The organism is Acidovorax sp. GW821-FHT10E03, from assembly GCF_059415205.1.
Genome location: NZ_JBWKMU010000004.1, coordinates 76,982 through 96,665, shown reverse-complemented (window position 1 = coordinate 96,665; position 19,684 = coordinate 76,982). Strand labels below are relative to the sequence as shown.

General features: G+C 68.3%; 18 protein-coding genes. 17 read left to right on the top strand and 1 reads right to left on the bottom strand.

Features of this window, described 5'->3' with window-relative positions:
* The first annotated feature begins 6 nt into the window (after positions 1-6).
* The gene (locus AC07OD_RS08505) at positions 7-891 is read left to right on the top strand and encodes a LysR substrate-binding domain-containing protein (protein ID WP_494596128.1); all 885 of its coding nucleotides are present in this window, start codon (positions 7-9) and stop codon (positions 889-891) included.
* 32 nt (positions 892-923) lie between these two features.
* Here AC07OD_RS08505 and AC07OD_RS08500 read toward each other — a convergent pair whose 3' ends face one another.
* Positions 924-1,628, bottom strand: coding sequence for a glutathione S-transferase N-terminal domain-containing protein (locus tag AC07OD_RS08500; protein ID WP_494596126.1), 705 nt, complete (start codon positions 1,626-1,628; stop codon positions 924-926).
* A 190-nt stretch (positions 1,629-1,818) separates the two neighbouring features.
* Between AC07OD_RS08500 and dapF the strand changes: the two genes are divergently transcribed.
* The 16 genes from dapF to AC07OD_RS08420 all read left to right on the top strand — a co-directional run bounded on the left by dapF (position 1,819) and on the right by AC07OD_RS08420 (position 19,657).
* Positions 1,819-2,700 carry a diaminopimelate epimerase gene (gene dapF / locus AC07OD_RS08495; RefSeq protein WP_494596124.1) on the top strand — a complete coding sequence of 294 codons (882 nt, stop codon included), beginning with the start codon at positions 1,819-1,821 and terminating at the stop codon, positions 2,698-2,700.
* On the top strand, positions 2,697-3,386 hold the full coding sequence (locus tag AC07OD_RS08490; RefSeq protein ID WP_494596122.1) for a DUF484 family protein: 690 nt from the start codon (positions 2,697-2,699) through the stop codon (positions 3,384-3,386). The genes dapF and AC07OD_RS08490 overlap by 4 nt, the downstream gene beginning before the upstream one ends.
* Before the next feature lie 128 nt (positions 3,387-3,514).
* The gene (locus tag AC07OD_RS08485) at positions 3,515-4,483 is read left to right on the top strand and encodes a tyrosine recombinase XerC (protein ID WP_494596370.1); all 969 of its coding nucleotides are present in this window, start codon (positions 3,515-3,517) and stop codon (positions 4,481-4,483) included.
* A 243-nt stretch (positions 4,484-4,726) separates the two neighbouring features.
* Positions 4,727-5,398 carry a signal peptidase I gene (lepB, locus tag AC07OD_RS08480; protein ID WP_218293282.1) on the top strand — a complete coding sequence of 224 codons (672 nt, stop codon included), beginning with the start codon at positions 4,727-4,729 and terminating at the stop codon, positions 5,396-5,398.
* Between the two features lie 58 nt (positions 5,399-5,456).
* The gene (locus AC07OD_RS08475; RefSeq protein ID WP_369641422.1) at positions 5,457-6,692 is read left to right on the top strand and encodes a class I SAM-dependent rRNA methyltransferase; all 1,236 of its coding nucleotides are present in this window, start codon (positions 5,457-5,459) and stop codon (positions 6,690-6,692) included.
* A gap of 114 nt (positions 6,693-6,806) precedes the next feature.
* Entirely contained in the window at positions 6,807-7,868 is a 1,062-nt protein-coding gene (locus AC07OD_RS08470) for a CobW family GTP-binding protein (protein WP_369641423.1), read from the top strand.
* Between the two features lie 181 nt (positions 7,869-8,049).
* Positions 8,050-8,850 carry an RNA polymerase-binding protein DksA gene (gene dksA, locus AC07OD_RS08465; RefSeq protein ID WP_218293285.1) on the top strand — a complete coding sequence of 267 codons (801 nt, stop codon included), beginning with the start codon at positions 8,050-8,052 and terminating at the stop codon, positions 8,848-8,850.
* Between the two features lie 39 nt (positions 8,851-8,889).
* Complete coding sequence (locus AC07OD_RS08460; protein WP_494596119.1) at positions 8,890-10,659, top strand: STAS domain-containing protein; 1,770 nt, start codon at positions 8,890-8,892, stop codon at positions 10,657-10,659.
* Between the two features lie 177 nt (positions 10,660-10,836).
* Positions 10,837-11,403 (top strand): ATP-dependent protease subunit HslV, encoded by a 567-nt coding sequence (hslV, locus tag AC07OD_RS08455; protein ID WP_218293287.1) that lies wholly within the window; start codon positions 10,837-10,839, stop codon positions 11,401-11,403.
* 116 nt (positions 11,404-11,519) lie between these two features.
* A complete protein-coding gene (gene hslU, locus AC07OD_RS08450) occupies positions 11,520-12,845 on the top strand; it encodes an ATP-dependent protease ATPase subunit HslU (RefSeq protein WP_494596116.1) in 1,326 nt (441 codons plus the stop codon).
* Positions 12,846-13,100: 255 nt separating this feature from the next.
* Complete coding sequence (mraZ, locus tag AC07OD_RS08445; RefSeq protein WP_218293289.1) at positions 13,101-13,529, top strand: division/cell wall cluster transcriptional repressor MraZ; 429 nt, start codon at positions 13,101-13,103, stop codon at positions 13,527-13,529.
* A gap of 8 nt (positions 13,530-13,537) precedes the next feature.
* Positions 13,538-14,464 carry a 16S rRNA (cytosine(1402)-N(4))-methyltransferase RsmH gene (gene rsmH, locus AC07OD_RS08440; RefSeq protein WP_218293290.1) on the top strand — a complete coding sequence of 309 codons (927 nt, stop codon included), beginning with the start codon at positions 13,538-13,540 and terminating at the stop codon, positions 14,462-14,464.
* A 132-nt stretch (positions 14,465-14,596) separates the two neighbouring features.
* The gene (ftsL, locus tag AC07OD_RS08435; RefSeq protein WP_218293291.1) at positions 14,597-14,932 is read left to right on the top strand and encodes a cell division protein FtsL; all 336 of its coding nucleotides are present in this window, start codon (positions 14,597-14,599) and stop codon (positions 14,930-14,932) included.
* Positions 14,929-16,674 carry a peptidoglycan D,D-transpeptidase FtsI family protein gene (locus AC07OD_RS08430; RefSeq protein ID WP_218293292.1) on the top strand — a complete coding sequence of 582 codons (1,746 nt, stop codon included), beginning with the start codon at positions 14,929-14,931 and terminating at the stop codon, positions 16,672-16,674. Before ftsL ends, AC07OD_RS08430 begins: the two co-directional genes overlap by 4 nt.
* Positions 16,671-18,179 (top strand): UDP-N-acetylmuramoyl-L-alanyl-D-glutamate--2,6-diaminopimelate ligase, encoded by a 1,509-nt coding sequence (locus AC07OD_RS08425; RefSeq protein WP_492805550.1) that lies wholly within the window; start codon positions 16,671-16,673, stop codon positions 18,177-18,179. Before AC07OD_RS08430 ends, AC07OD_RS08425 begins: the two co-directional genes overlap by 4 nt.
* Positions 18,176-19,657, top strand: coding sequence for a UDP-N-acetylmuramoyl-tripeptide--D-alanyl-D-alanine ligase (locus AC07OD_RS08420; protein ID WP_494596113.1), 1,482 nt, complete (start codon positions 18,176-18,178; stop codon positions 19,655-19,657). Before AC07OD_RS08425 ends, AC07OD_RS08420 begins: the two co-directional genes overlap by 4 nt.
* Positions 19,658-19,684 lie beyond the last annotated feature (27 nt).

Below are 19,684 nucleotides of genomic sequence, written 5' to 3'. Positions count from 1 at the left end.
AGGCCCATGAAAACCACGCTCGAAGAACTGCAGGCCTTTGTGGCCGTGGTGGACGGCGGCTCCATCACGGCGGCGGCCGACCAGCTGGGGCAGACCGTCTCGGGCATCAGCCGGGCGCTGGCGCGGCTGGAGAAGAAGCTCGATACCACGCTGCTGCGCCGCACCACGCGCCGCGCCGCGCTGACCGAGGAGGGGCAGGCCTTCCTGCTGCGCACGCGCGCCATCCTGGCGTCCATCGACGATGCCGAAGAGCACATGGCCGCGCGCCGCCAGCAGCCCGCGGGCCGCCTGCGCGTGAACGCGGCCACGCCCTTCATGCTGCACGCGGTGGTGCCGCTGGTGCCGGCGTTTCGCAAGGCCTACCCGCAGATCACGCTGGAGCTGGACACGGACGAGCTGAACATCGACCTGCTCGAGCGCCGCACCGACGTGGCCATCCGCATAGGCCACCTGCGCGACTCGACCCTGCACGCGCGCCCGCTGTGCACCAGCCGCATCCGCGTGCTGGCCAGCCCGGCCTACCTGGCCGCCCGGGGGCGGCCGCGGGCGGTGGAAGACCTGGCGCGGCACACCCTGCTGGGCTTCACGCAGCCGGAATCGCTCAACCGCTGGCCCCTGCGCGGCGCGCATGGCGACGAGTGGCCCACCGTGCCGGAGATCGCCGCGTCCAGCGGCGAGACGCTGCGCCAGCTCGCGCTGCAGGGCGCGGGCATCGTGTGCCTGTCGGATTTCATGACCGCCGCCGACCGCGCGCGCGGCGATCTGGTGCAGGTGCTGGCCAGGGACACGGCGGACGTGCGCCAGCCCGTGAGCGCCGTGTACTACCGCAACACGCAGCTGGCCGCGCGCATCGCGTGTTTCCTGGATTTTCTGCAGGAGCGCATGGGCTGACCGGTGCCACGGCCCCTGCAGCCAGGGCCTGCTCAGCCGCGCGCCGGGATGTTCAGCCCCCTGGCCACGGCCGGGCGCGCCACGAAGGCTTCCAGCACGCGCTTTATTTCCTTGAACTGACCGAACTCCACCAGATCGCCCGCGCCGTAGAAGCCCACGAGGTTGCGCACCCAGGGCAGGATGGCGATGTCGGCGATGGTGTACTGCTCGCCCATCACCCATTGGCGGCCCTTCAGGCGCTCGTCCAGCACCTTCAAGAGGCGCTTCGATTCCGCCACATAGCGGTCGCGCGGGCGCTTGTCCTCGTAGTCCTTGCCCGCGAACTTGTGGAAGAAACCGAGCTGGCCGAACATCGGGCCCACGCCGCCCATCTGCCACATCACCCACTGCAGGGCTTCGTAACGCCCGGCCGTGTCCTGCGGGATCAGCTGGCCGGTCTTGCTCGCCAGGTACACCAGGATGGCGCCGGATTCGAACAGCGCCAGGGGCTTTCCATCGGGCCCGTTCGGGTCCAGGATGGCCGGGATCTTGTTGTTGGGGTTGAGCGACAGGAACTCGGGCGAGGTCTGGTCGCTGGTCTCGAAGCTCACCAGGTGCGGTTCGTAGGGCAGGCCCAGCTCTTCCAGCGCGATCGACACCTTCACGCCGTTGGGCGTGGGCAGCGAGTACAGCTGGATGCGCTCCGGGTGCCGGGCGGGCCATTTGCGGGTAATGGGAAAACTGGCGAGATCGGGCATGCGGGTCCTCGTTGGCGAATGGGGGGGTTGGGGAGGCGGCGGCCGGCGCGCGGGCGGGCCGCCACACGGCACAGCCTAAACCGGCGGAAAAACCGGTGCAGGCCGGGGTTCATTGGCGGGGTGGGGGTTCTGTCACAAGTTGCCCCGGGCGGGGTGCCGCGCACGCCGGCCCACCGACGATAATCCGGCCATGCAGATTCCCTTTACCAAAATGCAGGGCGCGGGCAACGATTTCGTGGTGCTCGACGAAACCCGGGGCCGCCTGGGGCTCGGCGCCGCCCAATACCGTTTCCTCGCCGACCGCCACTTCGGTGTGGGGGCCGACCAGATCCTCACGGTGCGGCCTTCGCCAGCGGACGGTATCGACTTCGAATACGTGATCCACAACGCCGATGGCGGCGAGGTGGAGCAGTGTGGCAACGGCGCCCGCTGCTTCGCGCGCTTTGTGCACGACAAGGGCCTGTCGGGCAAGGACACCCTGCGGGTGCAGACCAAAAGCGGCGTGATCGCCCCCCGCCTCACCCCCGATGGCCGCGTCACCGTGGACATGGGCCGACCGCAGTTCGAGCCCGCCCGGGTGCCGTTTGATGCCAGTGGTTTGACCGCCGTGGCACAAGGCTCAGGAAAAAAATGGCCGCTGGCGCTGGATGGTAAAGCGCTGACAGCTACTGTTTTGGTAGCGGTTGTCTCCATGGGCAACCCGCACGCCGTGCAGCTGGTGGACAACGTGGACACCGCCCCGGTGCTGGAAGCGGGCCCCCTGGTCGAGCGCCATGCGCGTTTTCCGCAGCGCGTGAATGCAGGCTTTTTGCAGATCGTGGACCGCGCCCATGTGCGGCTGCGCGTGTTCGAGCGCGGCGTGGGCGAAACCCTGGCCTGCGGCTCGGGGGCCTGCGCGGCCGTGGCGGCCGGCATCCGCCTGGGCCTGCTCGACAACGAGGTGCATGTGGACACGCGCGGCGGCCGCCTCACCATCGCCTGGAGCGGCCAGGAGGCCGATTCCGTTTTCATGACCGGCCCCGCCACCACGGTGTTCGAAGGCCGGATCGACATTCCTGACACCCTCCTATGACGTCCCACATCCCCCCGATCACCGAAGACGACATCGCCCAGTTCCTCACCAACACGCCGGGCTTCTTCGAACGCCATGCCGAGGTGCTGGCCAGCGTGCAGATCACCAGCCCCCACGGCGCGCGCGCCGTGAGCCTGCAGGAGCGCCAGGCCGAGATGCTGCGCGAGAAGATCAAGGGCCTGGAGCAGCGCATCATGGAAATGGTGCGCAACAGCACCGAAAACACCGCCATCGCCCACAAGGTGCACCAGTGGACGAGCGCGCTGCTGCAGGTGCGCGACCCGTTCGACCTGCCGCAGGCGGTGGTCGATGGCGTGCGCACCCTGTTCGACGTGCCCCAGGCCGCGGTGCGCGTGTGGGAGGTGGCCGCGCCGTACATCGATGCCGACTTCACCCAGGGCGCCAGCGAAGACGCCCGCGCGTTTGCCTCATCGCTCACCATGCCGTTCTGCGGCCCCAACCTGGGGTTCGAGCCCGCAGGCTGGCTCGCGGCCGAGGCGGGCGAACCCGCCCAGTCGCTGGCCCTGCTGCCGCTGCGCGAAGGCGCCATCGACAGCGCCACGCCCGCGTTCGGCCTGCTGGTGCTGGGCTCGCAAGACCCCCAGCGGTTTGATGCCACGATGGGCACGGAATTTCTGTCGCGCATGGCAGAACTCGCCAGTGCCGCCCTGCTGCGGCTGAAGTGATGCCCCCCTGTGCGGCTGCGCCGCTTCCCCCCTGCGGGGGGACGCCACCCCCGGCCCGGCAAAGCCGGTTCCACGGTGGCGCTGGCCTTGGGGCGCGCCAGTTGCCTGGGTAGTGCCCCGTGTCCGACATGCTGGCCACACAGACTCCCCCGGACCCGCACGTCCTGCGTTACCTGGAGCATGTGCGCGTCGAAAAGCGGCTGGCGGCGCGCACGCTCACGCTCTACACACTGGACCTTGAAAAGCTCGCGCAGTTTGCGGCGGGGGTCAGCGTGCCCCTGCTGCAGCTGCAGACCGCGCACATCCGCCGTTTTGTGGCGCAGATGCACAGCGGCGGGCGCAGCGGGCGGGGGATTGCGCTCATCCTCTCGGGCTGGCGCGGGTTCTTCATATGGGCGGGGCGGCAGGGGCTGATCCCGCACAACCCCGTGCAGGACGTGCGCGCCCCCAAGGCGCCCAAGCCCCTGCCCAAGGCGCTGGGTGTGGACGACGCCGTGCGGCTGGCCGAATTCGACAACACCGGCGCCGACCCCTGGCTGGAGGCGCGCGATGCGGCCATGGTGGAACTGCTGTATGGGTGCGGCCTGCGCGTGGGCGAACTCGCGGGGCTCGACGCCATCCCCAATGCCGACACCCAGCGCCAGGGCCGGGGCTGGGTGGACCTGCAGGCCGGCGAGGCCCATGTGTTCGGCAAGGGCAGCAAGCGCCGCAGCGTGCCCGTGGGGCGCGCGGCCACGGCGGCGCTGCAGGCCTGGCTGCGGCTGCGGGCCACGCCCTTCGGCGGCGAGGGCTCGGCGCGCCTTGACACGGCCCTGTTCGTCGGCCAGCGCGGCAAGCGGCTCACGGCGCAGTCGATCTGGCTGCGCCTGCGCCAGCGCAGCCAGCAGGCGGGGCTGACCACGCCGGTGCACCCGCACATGCTGCGCCACTCGTTCGCCAGCCACCTGCTGCAAAGCAGCGGCGACCTGCGCGCGGTGCAGGAGCTGCTGGGCCACGCCAACATCACCACCACGCAGGTCTACACGCGGCTTGATTTCCAGCACCTGGCCAAGGTGTATGACGCGGCGCATCCTCGGGCGAGAAAGAAGCCCCCCTGAGGCGCTGCGCGCCTTCCCCCGGAGGGGGACGCACCCGGTGGCCCGGCACAGCCGGTTCCACGGGTGCACTGGTGGGGGCGGTGCGCGCTGCGGGCGTTGGTGGCGTGTGGGCGGCTCCTGGCGCTGATCGGGCATGCCGGTGGGCTGCGGCCGGTCTCGTGGGCCGGTGCCACGGAACCAAGATGTGACGCCGTGCATCCGAGCAAGGGGTGCTTGCTGTAGGGCGCCTTGGAGTGTCTCGCCATGCTGCTGAAATGGATCAAATCGAACCGTGGGTTCCTCGTGCTGCTGCTGTGCTTCGGCATCTTTCGCACGGCGGTGGCGGACTGGAATCCGATTCCTTCGGGGTCCATGCGGCCCACGCTGCTCGAAGGGGACGTGGTGTTCGTCAACCGGCTGGCCTATGACCTGAAGCTGCCGCTCACCGATGTGGTGCTGGCGCGCCTGGGCGAGCCCGCGCGGGGCGATGTGGTCACGTTCTCGTCGCCGCGCGATGGCACGCGGCTGATCAAGCGCATCGCGGCGCTGCCGGGCGACACGGTGGAGATGCGCGACGAGGTGCTGTACCTCAACGGCGAGGCCGCACGCTACGACGCGCCCGAGGCGGTGACCGAACACCTGGCCGAGCTGGGCGCGCAGGTGCCCGCCACCCGCTGGACGGAGCACCTGCAGGGCCACGAGCGCCGGGTGCAATGGCTGCAGGGCGTGACGGCACACCGCAGCTTCGGCCCGGTGACGGTGCCCGAGGGCCAGTACCTGGTGCTGGGCGACAACCGCGACAACAGCGCGGACTCCCGCTACATCGGCTTCGTCCCGCGTCACCTGCTCATCGGCCAGGCGCGGCGCGTGCTGGTGTCGGCCGACATCCTGGAAAACTGGGCGCCGCGCCTGGGCCGCATCGGGCACGCGCTCTGACGCGCTGGCGCCAGCCCCGGGGCTGGCGTGGGGCCATTCACGCGACAATCGCCCCATCATGAAAACCCTTCGCCTTCGCCCTGGCAAAGAGCGCTCGCTCTTGCGCCGCCACCCCTGGATCTTTGAATCGGCCATCGCCAAGGGCGGCGGCGACAGCGGCGAGACCGTGCGCGTGGAATCGCACGAGGGCCAGTTCCTGGCCTGGGCGGCGTTCAGCCCCAGCTCGCGCATCCGCGCGCGGGTGTGGAGCTTTGACGAGGCGCAGCGTATCGATGCTCCTTTTTTCATAGCTGCTTGCGCGCGCTCCATCATCGCCAGAGCCCGTTTTGATGTACAAAGCGACGGTGTGCGCCTGGTGCACGGCGAGTCCGACGGCCTGCCGGGCCTCATCGTGGACCGCTATGGCGACACCCTGGTGGCGCAGTTCACCAGCGCCGGGACCGAGCGCTGGAAGGACGTGATCGCCGATGCCCTGCTGCGCGAGACGGGCCTGGCCAAGCTCTATGAACGCTCGGATGCCAGCGTGCGCGCGCTCGAAGGCCTCCCGCCCGCCACCGGCTGGCTGCGCGGCGGCCCCACGGGCGCGCCGGGCGACGGCGAAGGCCCGCCGCTCGAGCTCACCATCCACGAACACCAGTGGAACCTGACGCTGAACATCGCCGAAGGCCACAAGACCGGCTTCTACCTGGACCAGCGCGACAGCCGCAAGCGTTTTGCCGACTACGCGCAGCGCCTGGGCTTCAAGGATGTGCTCAACTGCTTTTGCTACACCGGCGGCTTCAGCGTGGCCGCGCTGGCCGGCATGCGCGCCAGCGGCGCATCGGCGGACGGGCATGTGACGTCCATCGACTCCTCGGGCCCGGCCCTGGAGCGCGCCCGCGCCCATGTGGCGCTCAACGGGTTCGACCTGAACCACGCGAGCTTCCTGGACGCGGACGTGAACGCCTCGCTGCGCCAGTTTCTCAAGGAAGGCCGGCGCTTCGACGCCATCGTGCTCGACCCGCCGAAGTTCGCGCCCACGGCGGCCCACGCCGAGCGCGCTGCACGCGCGTACAAGGACATCAACCGCCTGGCGCTGCAGCTGCTCACGCCGGGCGGCGTGCTGTTCACCTTCTCGTGCTCGGGCGGCATCAGCGCCGACTTGTTCCACAAGATTGTGGCGTCGGCCGGCGCGGATGCCGGCGTGGACGGCTTCATCCTGGAGCGCCTGGGCGGCGCGCCCGACCACCCGATGACCCTGGAATTCCCCGAAGGCGAGTACCTCAAGGGGCTGGTGGTGATGCGCAAGGGCTGAGCGCGGCAAGGGCTTGACAGCGTCGGTACACTGAAAACAACCCCTTGCGCCACGCACACCCGGCCCGCAGTGCCGGGTGCAGCGCATGGGTTCATCCCTTGAAGGACAAGAAACATGGCATTGATCCCCGTCACCATCCTCACCGGCTTCCTGGGCTCGGGCAAGACCACCTTGCTCAAGCGCCTGCTCTCCGAAGCCCACGGCCAGAAGATCGCCGTGATCGAGAACGAATTCGGCGAAGAGAACATCGACAACGACATCCTCGTGACCGAGTCCAAGGAGCAGATCGTGCAGATGAGCAACGGCTGCATCTGCTGCACCATCCGCGAAGACCTGCGCGAGACGCTGCAGCTGCTGGCCGCCAAGAAGCGCAAGAACCTGCTGGAGTTCGACCGCATCGTCATCGAGACCACCGGCGTGGCCGACCCCGGCCCCGTCGCGCAGACCTTCTTCATGGACGAGGAGATCGCCGAGACCTACCTCATCGATTCCATCATCACGCTGGTGGACGCCAAGCACGCGCCCCAGCAACTCAACGACCGCCAGGAAGCGCGCCGCCAGGTGGGCTTTGCCGACCAGATCTTTTTGTCCAAGACCGATCTGGTCAGCGCCGAGGAAACCGACGCGCTGATCCATCGCCTCAAGCACATGAACCCGCGCGCGCCCATCAAGGCCGTGCATTTCGGCGAGGTGCCGCTGTCGGAAGTGCTGGACCTGCGGGGCTTCAACCTCAATGCCAAGCTGGACATCGACCCCGAGTTCCTCAAGGAAGAGGGCGACGGCCATGACCACCACGACCATGACCACGAGCATGGCGAGCACTGCAGCCACCCCTCGCACCAGCACGACCACGGGCACGGCCATCACCATCACCACGATGACGACGTGAAAAGCTTCGTCTTCCGCTCCGAGCGGCCGTTCGATCCGGCCAAGCTGGAGGATTTTCTCGGGGCGATTGTCAACATTTATGGCCCGCGCATGCTGCGCTACAAGGGCGTCCTGAACATGAAGGGCACCGAGCGCAAGGTGATCTTCCAGGGCGTGCACCAGCTCATGGGCAGCGACCTGGGCCCCCAGTGGGCCGAAGGCGAGCCGCGCACCAGTAAGATGGTCTTCATTGGCATCGACCTGCCCAAGGACATCTTTCTGCAGGGGCTGGAGCAGAGCCTGGTCTGACCCCGGCGGGGCGGCCCGAGGGCAGGGGGTTGGCGGCTGGTTTGTGTTGTATCTGCAACGTTTCCGTTTGCGTCAGCCCAGGTCGATACAATCGCGCCCCGGTAAAACCCCGGAAGGCTTGCCACCCGCCCTTGGCTGCGAATGCGGCTGGGGCCCGCCCGTATTGCGAGGAGACCAGGAAGTGAAAGCCGACACCAGCAAATCCAAGGGGGCCACCAAGGCAACCCCTGCCGCGGCGAAAACCGCCGCCGCCCCTGCGGCAACCAAGGCTGGCGCGAAGGCCGCCGCCAAGCCGGCTGCAGCACCCAAGGTCGCCGCCAGCCCGGCGGCCGTGGCGACTCCCGCTCCAGCACCCGTGCTGCAGGCCGGTTCGCAGGTACCCGTGCGCACAACCCGGCCTTCTTCCCGATTGGCCCAATTGACCGTACCATCCATGGCACAGACAGTGGCTTCGACCGCTGCCAAAGCCAGTTATCTACATACCATGCCCACGACCGTGCAAGCGCAGCCCACCTATACGGCTGCCAAAAAAGACCCCAAGCTGGCGAACAACTGGAAGACCAAGTCCGCCGCCGAGCTGACCGACGCCGAAGTCATGGCCATGCCTGACAGCGAGTACATGAACGACAAGCAGATGGCGTTCTTCCGCCTGAAGCTCGTGCAGCTCAAGCAGGACATCCACAACAGCGCCGGCGAAACCACCGAGCACCTGCGCGAAGACACCGTCGTCGTGCCCGATCCCGCCGACCGCGCCACGATCGAGGAAGAGCATGCCCTGGAGCTGCGCACCCGCGACCGCGAGCGCAAGCTGCTCAAGAAGATCGAGCAGTCCATTGCCCGCATCGACGCGGGCGACTATGGGTACTGCGATGAGACCGGCGAACCCATCGGCGTGGGCCGCCTGATCGCCCGCCCGACGGCCACGCTGTCGCTGGAGGCGCAGCAGCGCCGCGAACTCAAGCAGAAGATGTTTGGTGATTGACCTGGCCGCCCGGCCTGATCCCCACGCGCGCCCTGAGCCATGAGCAAGGAAGAAACCACCCCTGGCGGACTGCTTTCGAAGGTGGTGCGGTTTGTGCGCAATCCCACGGTCAACTGGACGGAGCTGGACTCCGCGCAGAATGACCGGGAGAGCCAGTACAGCAAGCAGATGCTCAAGGAGATGATCGAGCGCAAGCGCCGCAACGATTTCGTGCGGCGCCGCGAGTTCGATCAGCTGCGCAAGCTGCGCCAGCGCGAGGTGCTGCAGGGGCAGCGCACCGAGGACCCCACCGCCAGGCCGTCGTTCTTCCAGAGCAGCATGGCGTCGCCCGACGAACGCGCCGTGACGCTCAAGAAGATCGACGAGATCGAGGCGCAGATGTCGCAGCAGTGGTGGAAGAGCAAGCAAGGGGCCGAGGCGCCCACCCAGCCGGGCGTCATGCCCGAGCCCCCCAGCGCGGCAACGACGGATTCCGCGCACGCCAGGGCCTACGCGCCCACCGCGCCCGGCAGCCTGCCTGCGCCGCTGGGCGACAACAACAACCAGGCCGCCGGTGTCCAGCCGCTGTTTGCCGATGACAGCATGGCGATTGGCCGGTTTGGCGGCACCGATGCGCAAATGCTCGCGGGCCCAGGCCCGGGCGAAGCGTCCTTCAGCCCTGCGGCGGCTACAGCGGCAACGCCAGCGCCGGCATCCGAACCGGAGGAATTCGTGCACGAACCCGATCTAGAAGAAGCCGCCATCCGGTTCGCCAATGGCGACCACGCGGGGGCAGAGTCCGGCCTGCTCGACGTGCTGGCCCAGCACCAGCAGGATGATCCCGAAGAGCAACTCGAAATCTGGATGACGCTCTTCGACCTGTACCGCGCAACCGGTCAGCACGACCGGTTCGACACCCTGGCCATCGACTTCGCCGCACAGTACAGCCGTTCGGCGCCGCTGTGGTTCTCCATGCCGCAGCAGCTGGGCATGGCGCCGGCTGCCGCCGCGGCGGGGCCTGGTGCCACGGGCGCCGTGCCGGCCGGCGCGGCGCGCCGCGATTTCAGCTGGAATGCCCCGGCCTCCCTGGCGGTGTCGTCCGTCGCCGCGCTGCAGGCCTCCCTGGCCCGCGCCGCGTCCCCCTGGACGCTGTCCTGGACGCGCCTGGCCGCCATCGACGAAGCCGCGGTGCCTTTGCTGGCCGACCAGTTCACCCAGTGGGCCGAGCGTGACGGGCAACTGGTGTTTTCGGGGGTCGAGAAGCTCAATGCGCTGCTCGACGCCAAGACCCAGTCCGGAGACCGTGCCACCAGCCCTGAGTGGTGGCGCCTGCGCATGGCGGCGCTGCGGCTCATGGGCAAGCCCGACGAGTTCGAACTGGTCGCGCTCGACTACTGCGTGACCTACGAGGTGTCGCCGCCCTCCTGGGTATCGCCGCGCTGCGGATATTCAGACAACGAGGGCGTGTCTTCCGGGGCCGCGCCGCTGTCGGTGGACAGCGACTTCATGGCGTCCGACCTGGGCGAGTCGGTGCCCGCGCCCGCGGACACGGGGCCCGTGGCCCAGCTCAGCGGCCACATCGACGGCGATGCCACGCCGCTGCTGGAGCCCTTCCAGGCCCTCCTGCGGCCCGGCGTGCCGCTCACCATTGCGTGCGACAAGCTCATCCGCGTGGACTTTGCCGCCGCGGGCTCGGTGCTCAACTGGGCGGCCGAGCAGCAGGGCCAGGGCCATGTGATCCAGTTTCACAACCTGCAGCGGCTGGTGGCCATCTTCTTCAATGTGATCGGCATCAACGAGCACGCCTGGGTGGTGCCCCGCAAGAACTAGGACCACGCCCTGGCCGGCTGCTCCGCTCGGTGCGGCCGCCAGAGACGGCGGCTCTTCGGAACCGCCCTGCCCGGGCAGCTATGCCTGGAACTGCGGCCTCCGCCCCTTCTGCCGCGCGCAGCGCCCGTGGTGGCGGTGTGCTTGCAAAATGGGGGCCTGTCCCCATCTGCGGCTGCTATGGACTCATCACCAAACCAATCCCCGGTGTTCCACGGCACCACCATCCTGAGCGTGCGCCGCGAGACCCCGGCAGGCATCCAAGTGGCCATTGGCGGCGACGGCCAGGTCACCCTGGGCAACATCGTGGTCAAGGGCACGGCCCGCAAGGTGCGCAAGCTCTACCATGGCAAGGTGCTCGCGGGCTTCGCGGGGGCCACGGCCGATGCCTTCACGCTGTTCGAGCGTTTCGAGGCCAAGCTCGAAAAGCACCAGGGCCACCTCACGCGCGCGGCCATCGAGCTCACCAAGGACTGGCGCACCGACCGCGTGCTGCGCCGCCTGGAAGCCATGCTGGCGGTGGCCGATGCGAGCGCGTCGCTCATCATCACGGGCAACGGCGATGTGCTCGAACCAGAGCAGGGCATCGTGGCCATTGGCTCGGGCGGCGCCTATGCGCACTCGGCCGCCAAAGCGCTGCTGGTGAACACCGATCTGTCCGCGCAGGACATCGTCAAGAAATCGCTCGAAATCGCCGGCGAGCTGTGCATCTACACCAACATGAACCACACCATCGAGACGCTCTGAGCGCGCGGGATGGTCCTGCCCCCGGGGGTGCCCCGGAGCGGTTTGCTCTGTTTTTTATAGCTGCTGGCGCTTGTTGATCATGCGCTGGAGCCTCATTTGATACCAGGAAGACCTGTATGTCGTCCATGACCCCCCAGGAAATCGTCTCCGAACTCGACCACCACATCGTGGGCCAGGCCAGCGCCAAGCGCGCGGTCGCCATCGCGCTGCGCAACCGCTGGCGCCGCCAGCAGGTCGAGGGCAGCCTGCGCCAGGAGATCACGCCCAAGAACATCCTCATGATCGGTCCCACCGGCGTGGGCAAGACCGAGATCGCGCGCCGCCTGGCCCGGCTGGCCGACGCGCCCTTCATCAAGGTCGAGGCCACCAAGTTCACCGAGGTGGGCTATGTGGGCAAGGACGTGGATTCCATCATCCGCGATCTCGCCGAAATGGCGGTGAAGCAGACCCGCGAGTCCGAGATGAAGAAGGTGCGCACCCGCGCCGAAGATGCGGCCGAGGAGCGCATCCTCGACGTGCTGATCCCGCCGGCCCGGGCCGCGGCAGGCAGCGAGCCCGCGGCGGACAACACGGCGCGGCAGGTGTTTCGCAAGAAGCTGCGCGAAGGCGCCCTGGACGACAAGGAGATCGAGATCGACGTGGCCGAGGGCCGCCCCCAGCTGGAGATCATGGGGCCCCAGGGCATGGAGGAAATGACCGAGCAGCTGCGCGGCATGTTCAGCCAGCTGGGGCAGGACAAGCGCAAGACGCGCAAGCTCAGGATCGCCGAGGCCCTCAAGCTGCTCACCGACGAAGAGGCTGGCAAACTCGTCAACGAGGACGAGATCAAGGCCCGGGCCGTCGCCAATGCCGAGCAGAACGGCATCGTCTTCATCGACGAGATCGACAAGGTGGCCGCCCGCCAGGAGACCAGCGGCGCCGACGTGTCGCGCCAGGGCGTGCAGCGCGACCTGCTGCCGCTGGTGGAGGGCACGACCGTGTCCACCAAGTACGGGATGATCAAGACGGACCACATCCTGTTCATCGCCTCCGGTGCCTTTCACCTGTCCAGGCCCAGCGACCTCATTCCCGAGCTGCAGGGGCGTTTCCCGATCCGGGTCGAGCTGGAATCCCTGTCGGTGAAGGACTTCGAGGCCATCCTCACGCAGACCCATGCCTCCCTGGTCAAGCAGTACCAGGCCCTGCTGGCGACCGAAGGCGTCACGCTCGAGTTCGCGACCGAGGGGATCACGCGCCTGGCGCACATCGCGTTCGAGGTGAACGAACGCACCGAAAACATCGGCGCGCGCCGCCTGTCCACCGTCATGGAGCGCCTGCTGGACGAGGTGAGTTTTGATGCCACGCGCCTGTCGGGCCAGACGGTCACCGTGGACGCCGCCTACGTGGACGCCCGCCTGCAGACGCTGAGCCAGGACGAGGACCTGTCGCGCTACATCCTGTGACCACTCGGTCAAGCCTTGAGAGGTCACTTTCATAGGCCTCTCTAAGTGCTTCTTTTTCAACGACTTTTGGCTTTTCTGTGTCTGCAAAGTCGCGCCTAAGTCGTTGATTTCATTGCAAAAGTTTGTTGGACACCCCCTTGTTCGGTGTGCTTTTCCTGCTACAGTGCAAAAAAGTGCAATTAAGTGGTGAAAAGTGCCCTCCAGGTCCATTGCACGGACCGGCGAGGCGCAATAACCGAGTTGGGAAATCCGTCCGTGTTTCAAGGTGCTTCGTCGCTGAGTCTCGATGCGAAGGGTCGGCTGTCCGTGCCGACCCGGCATCGTGACGTCCTCGCGGCCACGGCATCCGGCCAGCTCACCATCACCAAGCACCCGCACGGCTGCCTCATGGTCTTCCCCCGCCCGGAGTGGGAGAAGTTCCGCGAGCGCATCGCCCAGCTGCCCATGTCCGCCCAGTGGTGGAAACGCATCTTCCTGGGCAATGCCATGGATGTGGAGATGGACGCCACGGGCCGCGTGCTGGTTTCGCCCGAGCTGCGCGAGGCGGCCGGTATCTCCAAGGACACCATGCTGCTGGGCATGGGCAACCATTTCGAACTCTGGGACAAGGCCACCTACGACGAGCAGGAGGCCAAGGCCATGCAGGGCGAGATGCCGGATGTCTTCAAGGACTTCTCCTTCTAAGGCGCGCGGTGACATCCTCCTTGCAACACACCACCGTCCTGCTCGAAGAAGCCGTGGATGCCCTGCTGGGCGGCGCCGGCGCCACGCCCGCGGGCACCTGGGTGGACGCGACCTTCGGGCGCGGGGGGCATTCGCGCCTCATCCTGCTTCGCCTGGGGCCGCAGGGGCGCCTTGTCGCCTTTGACAAGGACCCCGAAGCCATTGCCGAAGCAACGCGCATCACCGATGCGCGTTTTTCCATTCGGCACGAGGGTTTTCGCCATCTGGCCGACCTTCCGCCCGCCAGTGCGGCGGGCGTGCTGATGGACCTGGGCGTGAGCTCGCCCCAGATCGACAGCCCCGAGCGGGGCTTCAGTTTCCGTTTTGACGGCCCGCTGGACATGCGCATGGACACCACGCGCGGCGAAAGCGTGGCCGATTGGTTGGCCACGGCCGAAGTCGGTCAGATTGCGGAGGTGATACGTGACTACGGTGAAGAACGGTTTGCTGGCCCCATTGCAAAGGCGATTGTTGCTCGGCGCGAAGAACGGGGTCCTCTTGCAACCACCGCCGAACTGGCCGACCTCGTGGCTGGCGCGGTCAAAACCCGCGAAGCGGGCCAGAACCCTGCAACGCGCACATTTCAAGCTCTTCGGATTTTCATCAACGCCGAGCTTGAAGAGCTGCAACAGGCGCTAGAGGCCAGCCTCTCGGTGCTGCAGCCGGGCGGGCGGCTGGTGGTGATCAGCTTCCATTCGCTCGAAGACCGCATCGTCAAGCAGTTCATCGCCAAACACTCCAAGGAGGTCTACGACCGCCGCGCGCCCTTTGCCGCGCCCCAGGCCATGAAGCTCGTGGCCCTGGACCGCATCAAGCCCGGTGCCGCCGAAGTGGCGGCCAACCCCCGTTCGCGCAGCGCCATCATGCGCGTGGCCGAGCGCACCGAGGTGCAGTGATGAAGCGCCGCCCGAGTCGCTTCGCGCCTTCCCCCTCCAGGGGGACGACGCCCTCGCTGCGCAACGGCCCTGGCCCGGTGTCCCTGGGTAGGGCCGTGGCGGTTTCATGCTGCGGCGTGGCAGGCAACTGACATGACAAGGCTCAACGTCGTCTTGCTGGTGGCCGTGCTGGCCAGCGCGATCTATCTCGTGCACACCCAGTACGAGTCGCGCCGCCTGTTCACCGAGCTCGACCGCGCCACCGCCGAGGCGCGCCGCCTGGAAACCGAACACCAGCGCCTGCAGGTGGAAAAGCGTGCGCAGGCCACGCCGCTGCGCGTGGAGAAGATCGCGCGCGCGCAGCTCAACATGCGCACGGCCACGCCGGCCATCACGCAGTATGTGTCCGACCCCCAAGGGGTGGCCGCCGCCACGGCCGCCGCGGCCGCCAGTGCGGCGCCGTCCCGGACCGAAGGAGCGCAGCCATGAGCCGCAGCGTGCTCTACACCTCCAGCCCGCTGCTGGCGAGCAAGACGCCCGTCTGGCGCAGCAAGTTCATCGTGGCGGCGATCGCGCTGGGTTTCATGGGGCTGGCGGGGCGCGCTGCCTACGTGCAGGTGTTTGGCAACGCCTTCTTCCAGCGCCAGGGCGAAGTGCGCTTCGCGCGCACGCTGGAGCTGCCGGCCAACCGCGGCAAGATCGTGGACCGCAATGGGCTGATCCTGGCGTCCAGCGTGCCGGCGGCCAGCATCTGGGCCATTCCGGAAGACGTGGAGCAGGACAGGCCCGAGGTCCGCGCCAAGCTCAAGCAACTGGCCAAGCTGCTCGACATGCCATTGGCCGAGCTGCAGCGCAAGCTGGCCGATGAAGACAAGACCTTCGTCTGGATCAAGCGCCAGCTCGACTGGGATGTGGGCCGGGAGATCGCGGCACTGGACATCAAGGGCATCTACCAGCGCAAGGAGTACAAGCGCCAGTACCCCGAAGGGGAAGCCGCGGCCCACGTGGTGGGTTTCACCAACGTGGAAGACCACGGGCAGGAAGGCATGGAGCTGGCCTTCGACAAGGAGCTGGCGGGCAAGGCGGGCTCGCGCCGCGTGATCAAGGACCGCCTGGGCCGGGTGGTCGAGGGCGTGGGCGAGACCGTGCCTCCAGTCGATGGCAAGGACATGCAGCTGTCCATCGACAGCAAGGTGCAGTTCTTTGCCTACCAGAAGCTGCGGGACCAGGTCGCGCTGCACAAGGCCAAGGCGGGCAGCGTGGTGGTGCTCGATGCCCACACGGGCGAGCTGCTGGCGCTGGCCAACTACCCGAGCTACGTCCCCGACAAGCGCCAGAACCTCACGGGCGAGCAGCTGCGCAACCGCGCGCTCACCGACGTTTTCGAGCCCGGCTCGACCATGAAGCCGTTCACCATCGGCCTGGCGCTGGAATCGGGGCGTGTGCGGCCCGACACCATCGTGGACACCAATCCGGGCCGGATCAACATCACGGGCTCCACCATCTCCGACACCAGCAACCACGGCGTGCTCACGGTGGAAGGGGTGATCCAGAAGTCGAGCAACGTGGGCACCACCAAGATCGCCATGCAGATGCCCGCGCGCGAGATGTGGGAGACCTTCTCGGCCGCGGGCTTCGGCCAGAAGCCGCAGCTGCATTTTCCTGGCGTGGTGACGGGGCGCCTGCGCCCCTACAAGACCTGGCGCCCGGTGGAGCAGGCCACCATGTCCTACGGCTACGGCCTGTCGGCCAGCCTGTTCCAGATGGCGCGCTCGTACACGGTGTTCGCCAATGGCGGCCGCGTGATTCCGGCCACCATGTTCAAGACCTCCGAGCCCGCCCTGGGCGTGCCCGTGTTCTCCGAACGCACCGCCGACCAGGTGCGCAAGATGCTGCAGATGGCCGCGGGCCCCGGCGGCACCGGCCAGAAGGCGCAGACCCTGGGCTACTCGGTGGGCGGCAAGTCCGGCACCGCGCGCAAGCAGGTGGGCAAGAACTACGCCTCGGGCAAGTACAGGGCATGGTTCACCGGCATGGCGCCCATCGACAAGCCGCGCATCATCGTGGCCGTGATGATCGACGAGCCCAGCAACGGCGTGTTCTACGGCGGTGCCGTGGCCGCGCCCGTGTTCAGCGAAGTGGTGCAGCAGACGCTGCGCATGATGGGCGTGCAGCCGGACATGGCGGTCAAGCCGCAGATCGTGGCCAAAGAGGTGGAGGAATCGCTATGACAACAGCCTTGCCTTTGCTCGCCTCGGTGCACGACGCCGTCGCCTGGCTGCGCGAGCGGGTCACCGGCACGCTGCAGACCGACAGCCGGCAGGTGCGCCCCGGCGACGGTTTCATCGCCTGGCCCGGCGCCGCGACCGACGGCCGCGCCCACATCGCGGACGCGCTGTCGCGCGGCGCCGTGGCCTGCCTGGTGGAGCATGAGGGCGTGGAGGCATTTGCGCTCGAAGGCTTGCCGGTGGCGGCGCTCCATGGCCTGAAGGCGGCCACCGGCCTCATCGCGGCCGACTGGTTCGGGCAGCCCACGCAGCGCCTGGATGTGTTGGCCGTGACGGGTACCAATGGCAAGACCAGCACGAGCTGGTGGCTGGCCGAGGCACTTAATGTGCTATCAAAAAATGAGCTTATTCCGCAAGGTGGATGTGCGCTGGTAGGCACTTTGGGTATGGGCACACCGCCCGCACTCACCAGCACGGGCATGACCACACCCGACCCGGTGCGGCTGCAGCGCGCGTTCCAGCAGTTCACCGATGCCGGCCGCACGGCCTGCGCCATCGAGGCCTCGTCCATCGGGCTGGCCGAGCACCGCATGGCGGGCACGCGCATCCGCGTCGCGCTGTTCACCAACTTCACGCAGGACCACCTGGACTACCACCCCGGCATGGCCGCCTACTGGCAGGCCAAGAGCATGCTGTTCGACTGGCCCGGCCTGCAGGCCGCGGTGGTCAACATCGACGACCCGCGCGGTGCCGAGCTGCATGCCTCGCTGGCGGACCGGCTGCTGGACCTGTGGAGTGTTTCCATCACCGGCCCCGCGCGGCTCGCGGCGCGTGACATCGCCATGGGCGAGGGTGGCCTCTCCTTCACGGTGGCCGAGGGCGTGCACACGCATGTGCTGCAGACGCGCGTGATCGGGCAGTACAACGTCTCCAACCTGCTGGGTGTGCTGGCCGGGCTGCGCGCCTTGGGCGTGCCGCTGGAGCACGCGCTCTACGCCTGCGCCCAGCTCTCGCCCGTGCCCGGCCGCATGGAGCGGATCCACCACCCCGGGCAACCCCTGGTGGCCGTGGACTACGCCCACACGCCCGACGCGCTGGACAAGGCCCTGCAGGCGCTGCGCCCGGTGGCCCGGGAGCGCGGCGGCAGGCTCTGGTGCGTGTTCGGCTGCGGCGGCGACCGCGATGCGGGCAAGCGCCCCCTGATGGGCGCCGTGGCGCAGCAGCAGGCCGACCTCGTGGTCGTGACCAGCGACAACCCGCGCAGCGAAGACCCCGCGGCCATCCTGCACCAGATCCTGCAAGGCACCATCGCCAGCAACGTGGTGCGTGCCGAGCCCGACCGTGCCGCCGCCATCGCCCTGGCCGTGGCCGAGGCCGCGCCCGCCGATGTGGTGCTGATCGCCGGCAAGGGCCATGAAGACACCCAGGAGACGGCGGGCGTGCGCGTGCCGTTCTCCGACATGGCCCATGCGCAGAGCGCGCTGCAGGCCCGTGGAGCACGCCCATGAGCGCCACCCCGGCCGTGATGATGACCCTGCAGCAGGCGCTGGCCCTGGTGCAGCCGCGCATTCCCGCCGCGCGCCTGGTGGGCGATGGGGCCACGCCGCTGGCCCGCGTGCACACCGATACGCGCAGCTTGCAGGCGGGCGACCTTTTCGTGGCGCTCAAGGGCGAACGCTTTGACGCCAACGCCTTCCTGGCCGATGCCCGCGCCGGTGGCGCCGCTGCCGCCATCGCCCATGGCGGCCTGCAAGCCGCCGGCCTGCCCGGCATCGAGGTGCCGGACAGCCTGGCCGCGCTGGGCGCGCTGGCCGCGGGCTGGCGCGCGCAGTTTGGCCTTCCGTTGATCGGCGTGACGGGCAGCAACGGCAAGACCACGGTGACGCAGATGATCGCGTCCATCCTGCGCGCCTGGAAAGGCGAGGCCGCGTTTGCCACGCAGGGCAATTTCAACAACGACATCGGCGTGCCTTTGACACTGCTGCGCCTGCGTGCCGGCCATGCGGCGGCCGTGATCGAGATGGGCATGAACCACCCGGGCGAGATCGCCACGCTGGCCGCCATGGCGCGGCCCACGGTGGCACTGGTCAACAACGCGCAACGCGAGCACCTGGAGTTCATGCACACGGTGGAGGCGGTGGCGCGCGAGAACGGCTCCGTGTTGGCCAGCCTGCCCGCCGACGGCGTGGCGGTGTTTCCTTCGGGGGATGCCTACACCGCCCTCTGGCGCTCGATGGCGCCGGGGCGCCGCACCGTCACCTTTGGCGAAGGCGGCGATGTGGCCTGCGCACAGGCTGCGTGGGGCCAGGGTGCCTGGGCCGTCACGCTGGCCACGCCGCGGGGCGAGGTGGCCACCCACCTGCACATTGCCGGGCGCCACAACGTGGCCAACGCGCTGGCGGCCGCGGCCTGCACGCTGGCGGCGGGCGCACCGCTGGCCGCCATTGCGCAGGGGCTGAACGATTTCGCGCCGGTCAAGGGCCGCTCGCGCGCCTTCAGCGTGCGCATCGCGGGCCGCGAGGTCACCGTGGTGGACGACACCTACAACGCCAACCCCGACTCCATGCGCGCCGCCATCGACGTGCTGGCCGAACTGCCCGGCCCGCAGCTGCTGGTGCTGGGCGACATGGGCGAGGTGGGCGACCAGGGGCCGCAGTTCCATGCGGAGGCCGGTGCGCATGCGCGCGCGGCCCGCATCTCCGGCCTCTTTGCGCTGGGAGACCAATCGGTGCACGCCACCACGTCCTTTGGCGAGGGCAACGGCGGTGTGGCCCGGCATTTCAACGATAGGGGCGCGCTGCTGGATGCGGTGCGCCAGGCCCTGCCCACGGTGGGCAGCGTGCTGGTCAAGGGATCTCGATTCATGAAGATGGAACAGGTGGTGGAGGCGATCGCCTCTGCCGCGCAAGCGCAGGACAACCAGGAACAACAAGAGCGACAACCGCCGACGCAGGCACGGGAGGGACACCATGGCGCAACGCATTGAGAGCGTGCTGGAAGCAGCAGTCGGAGC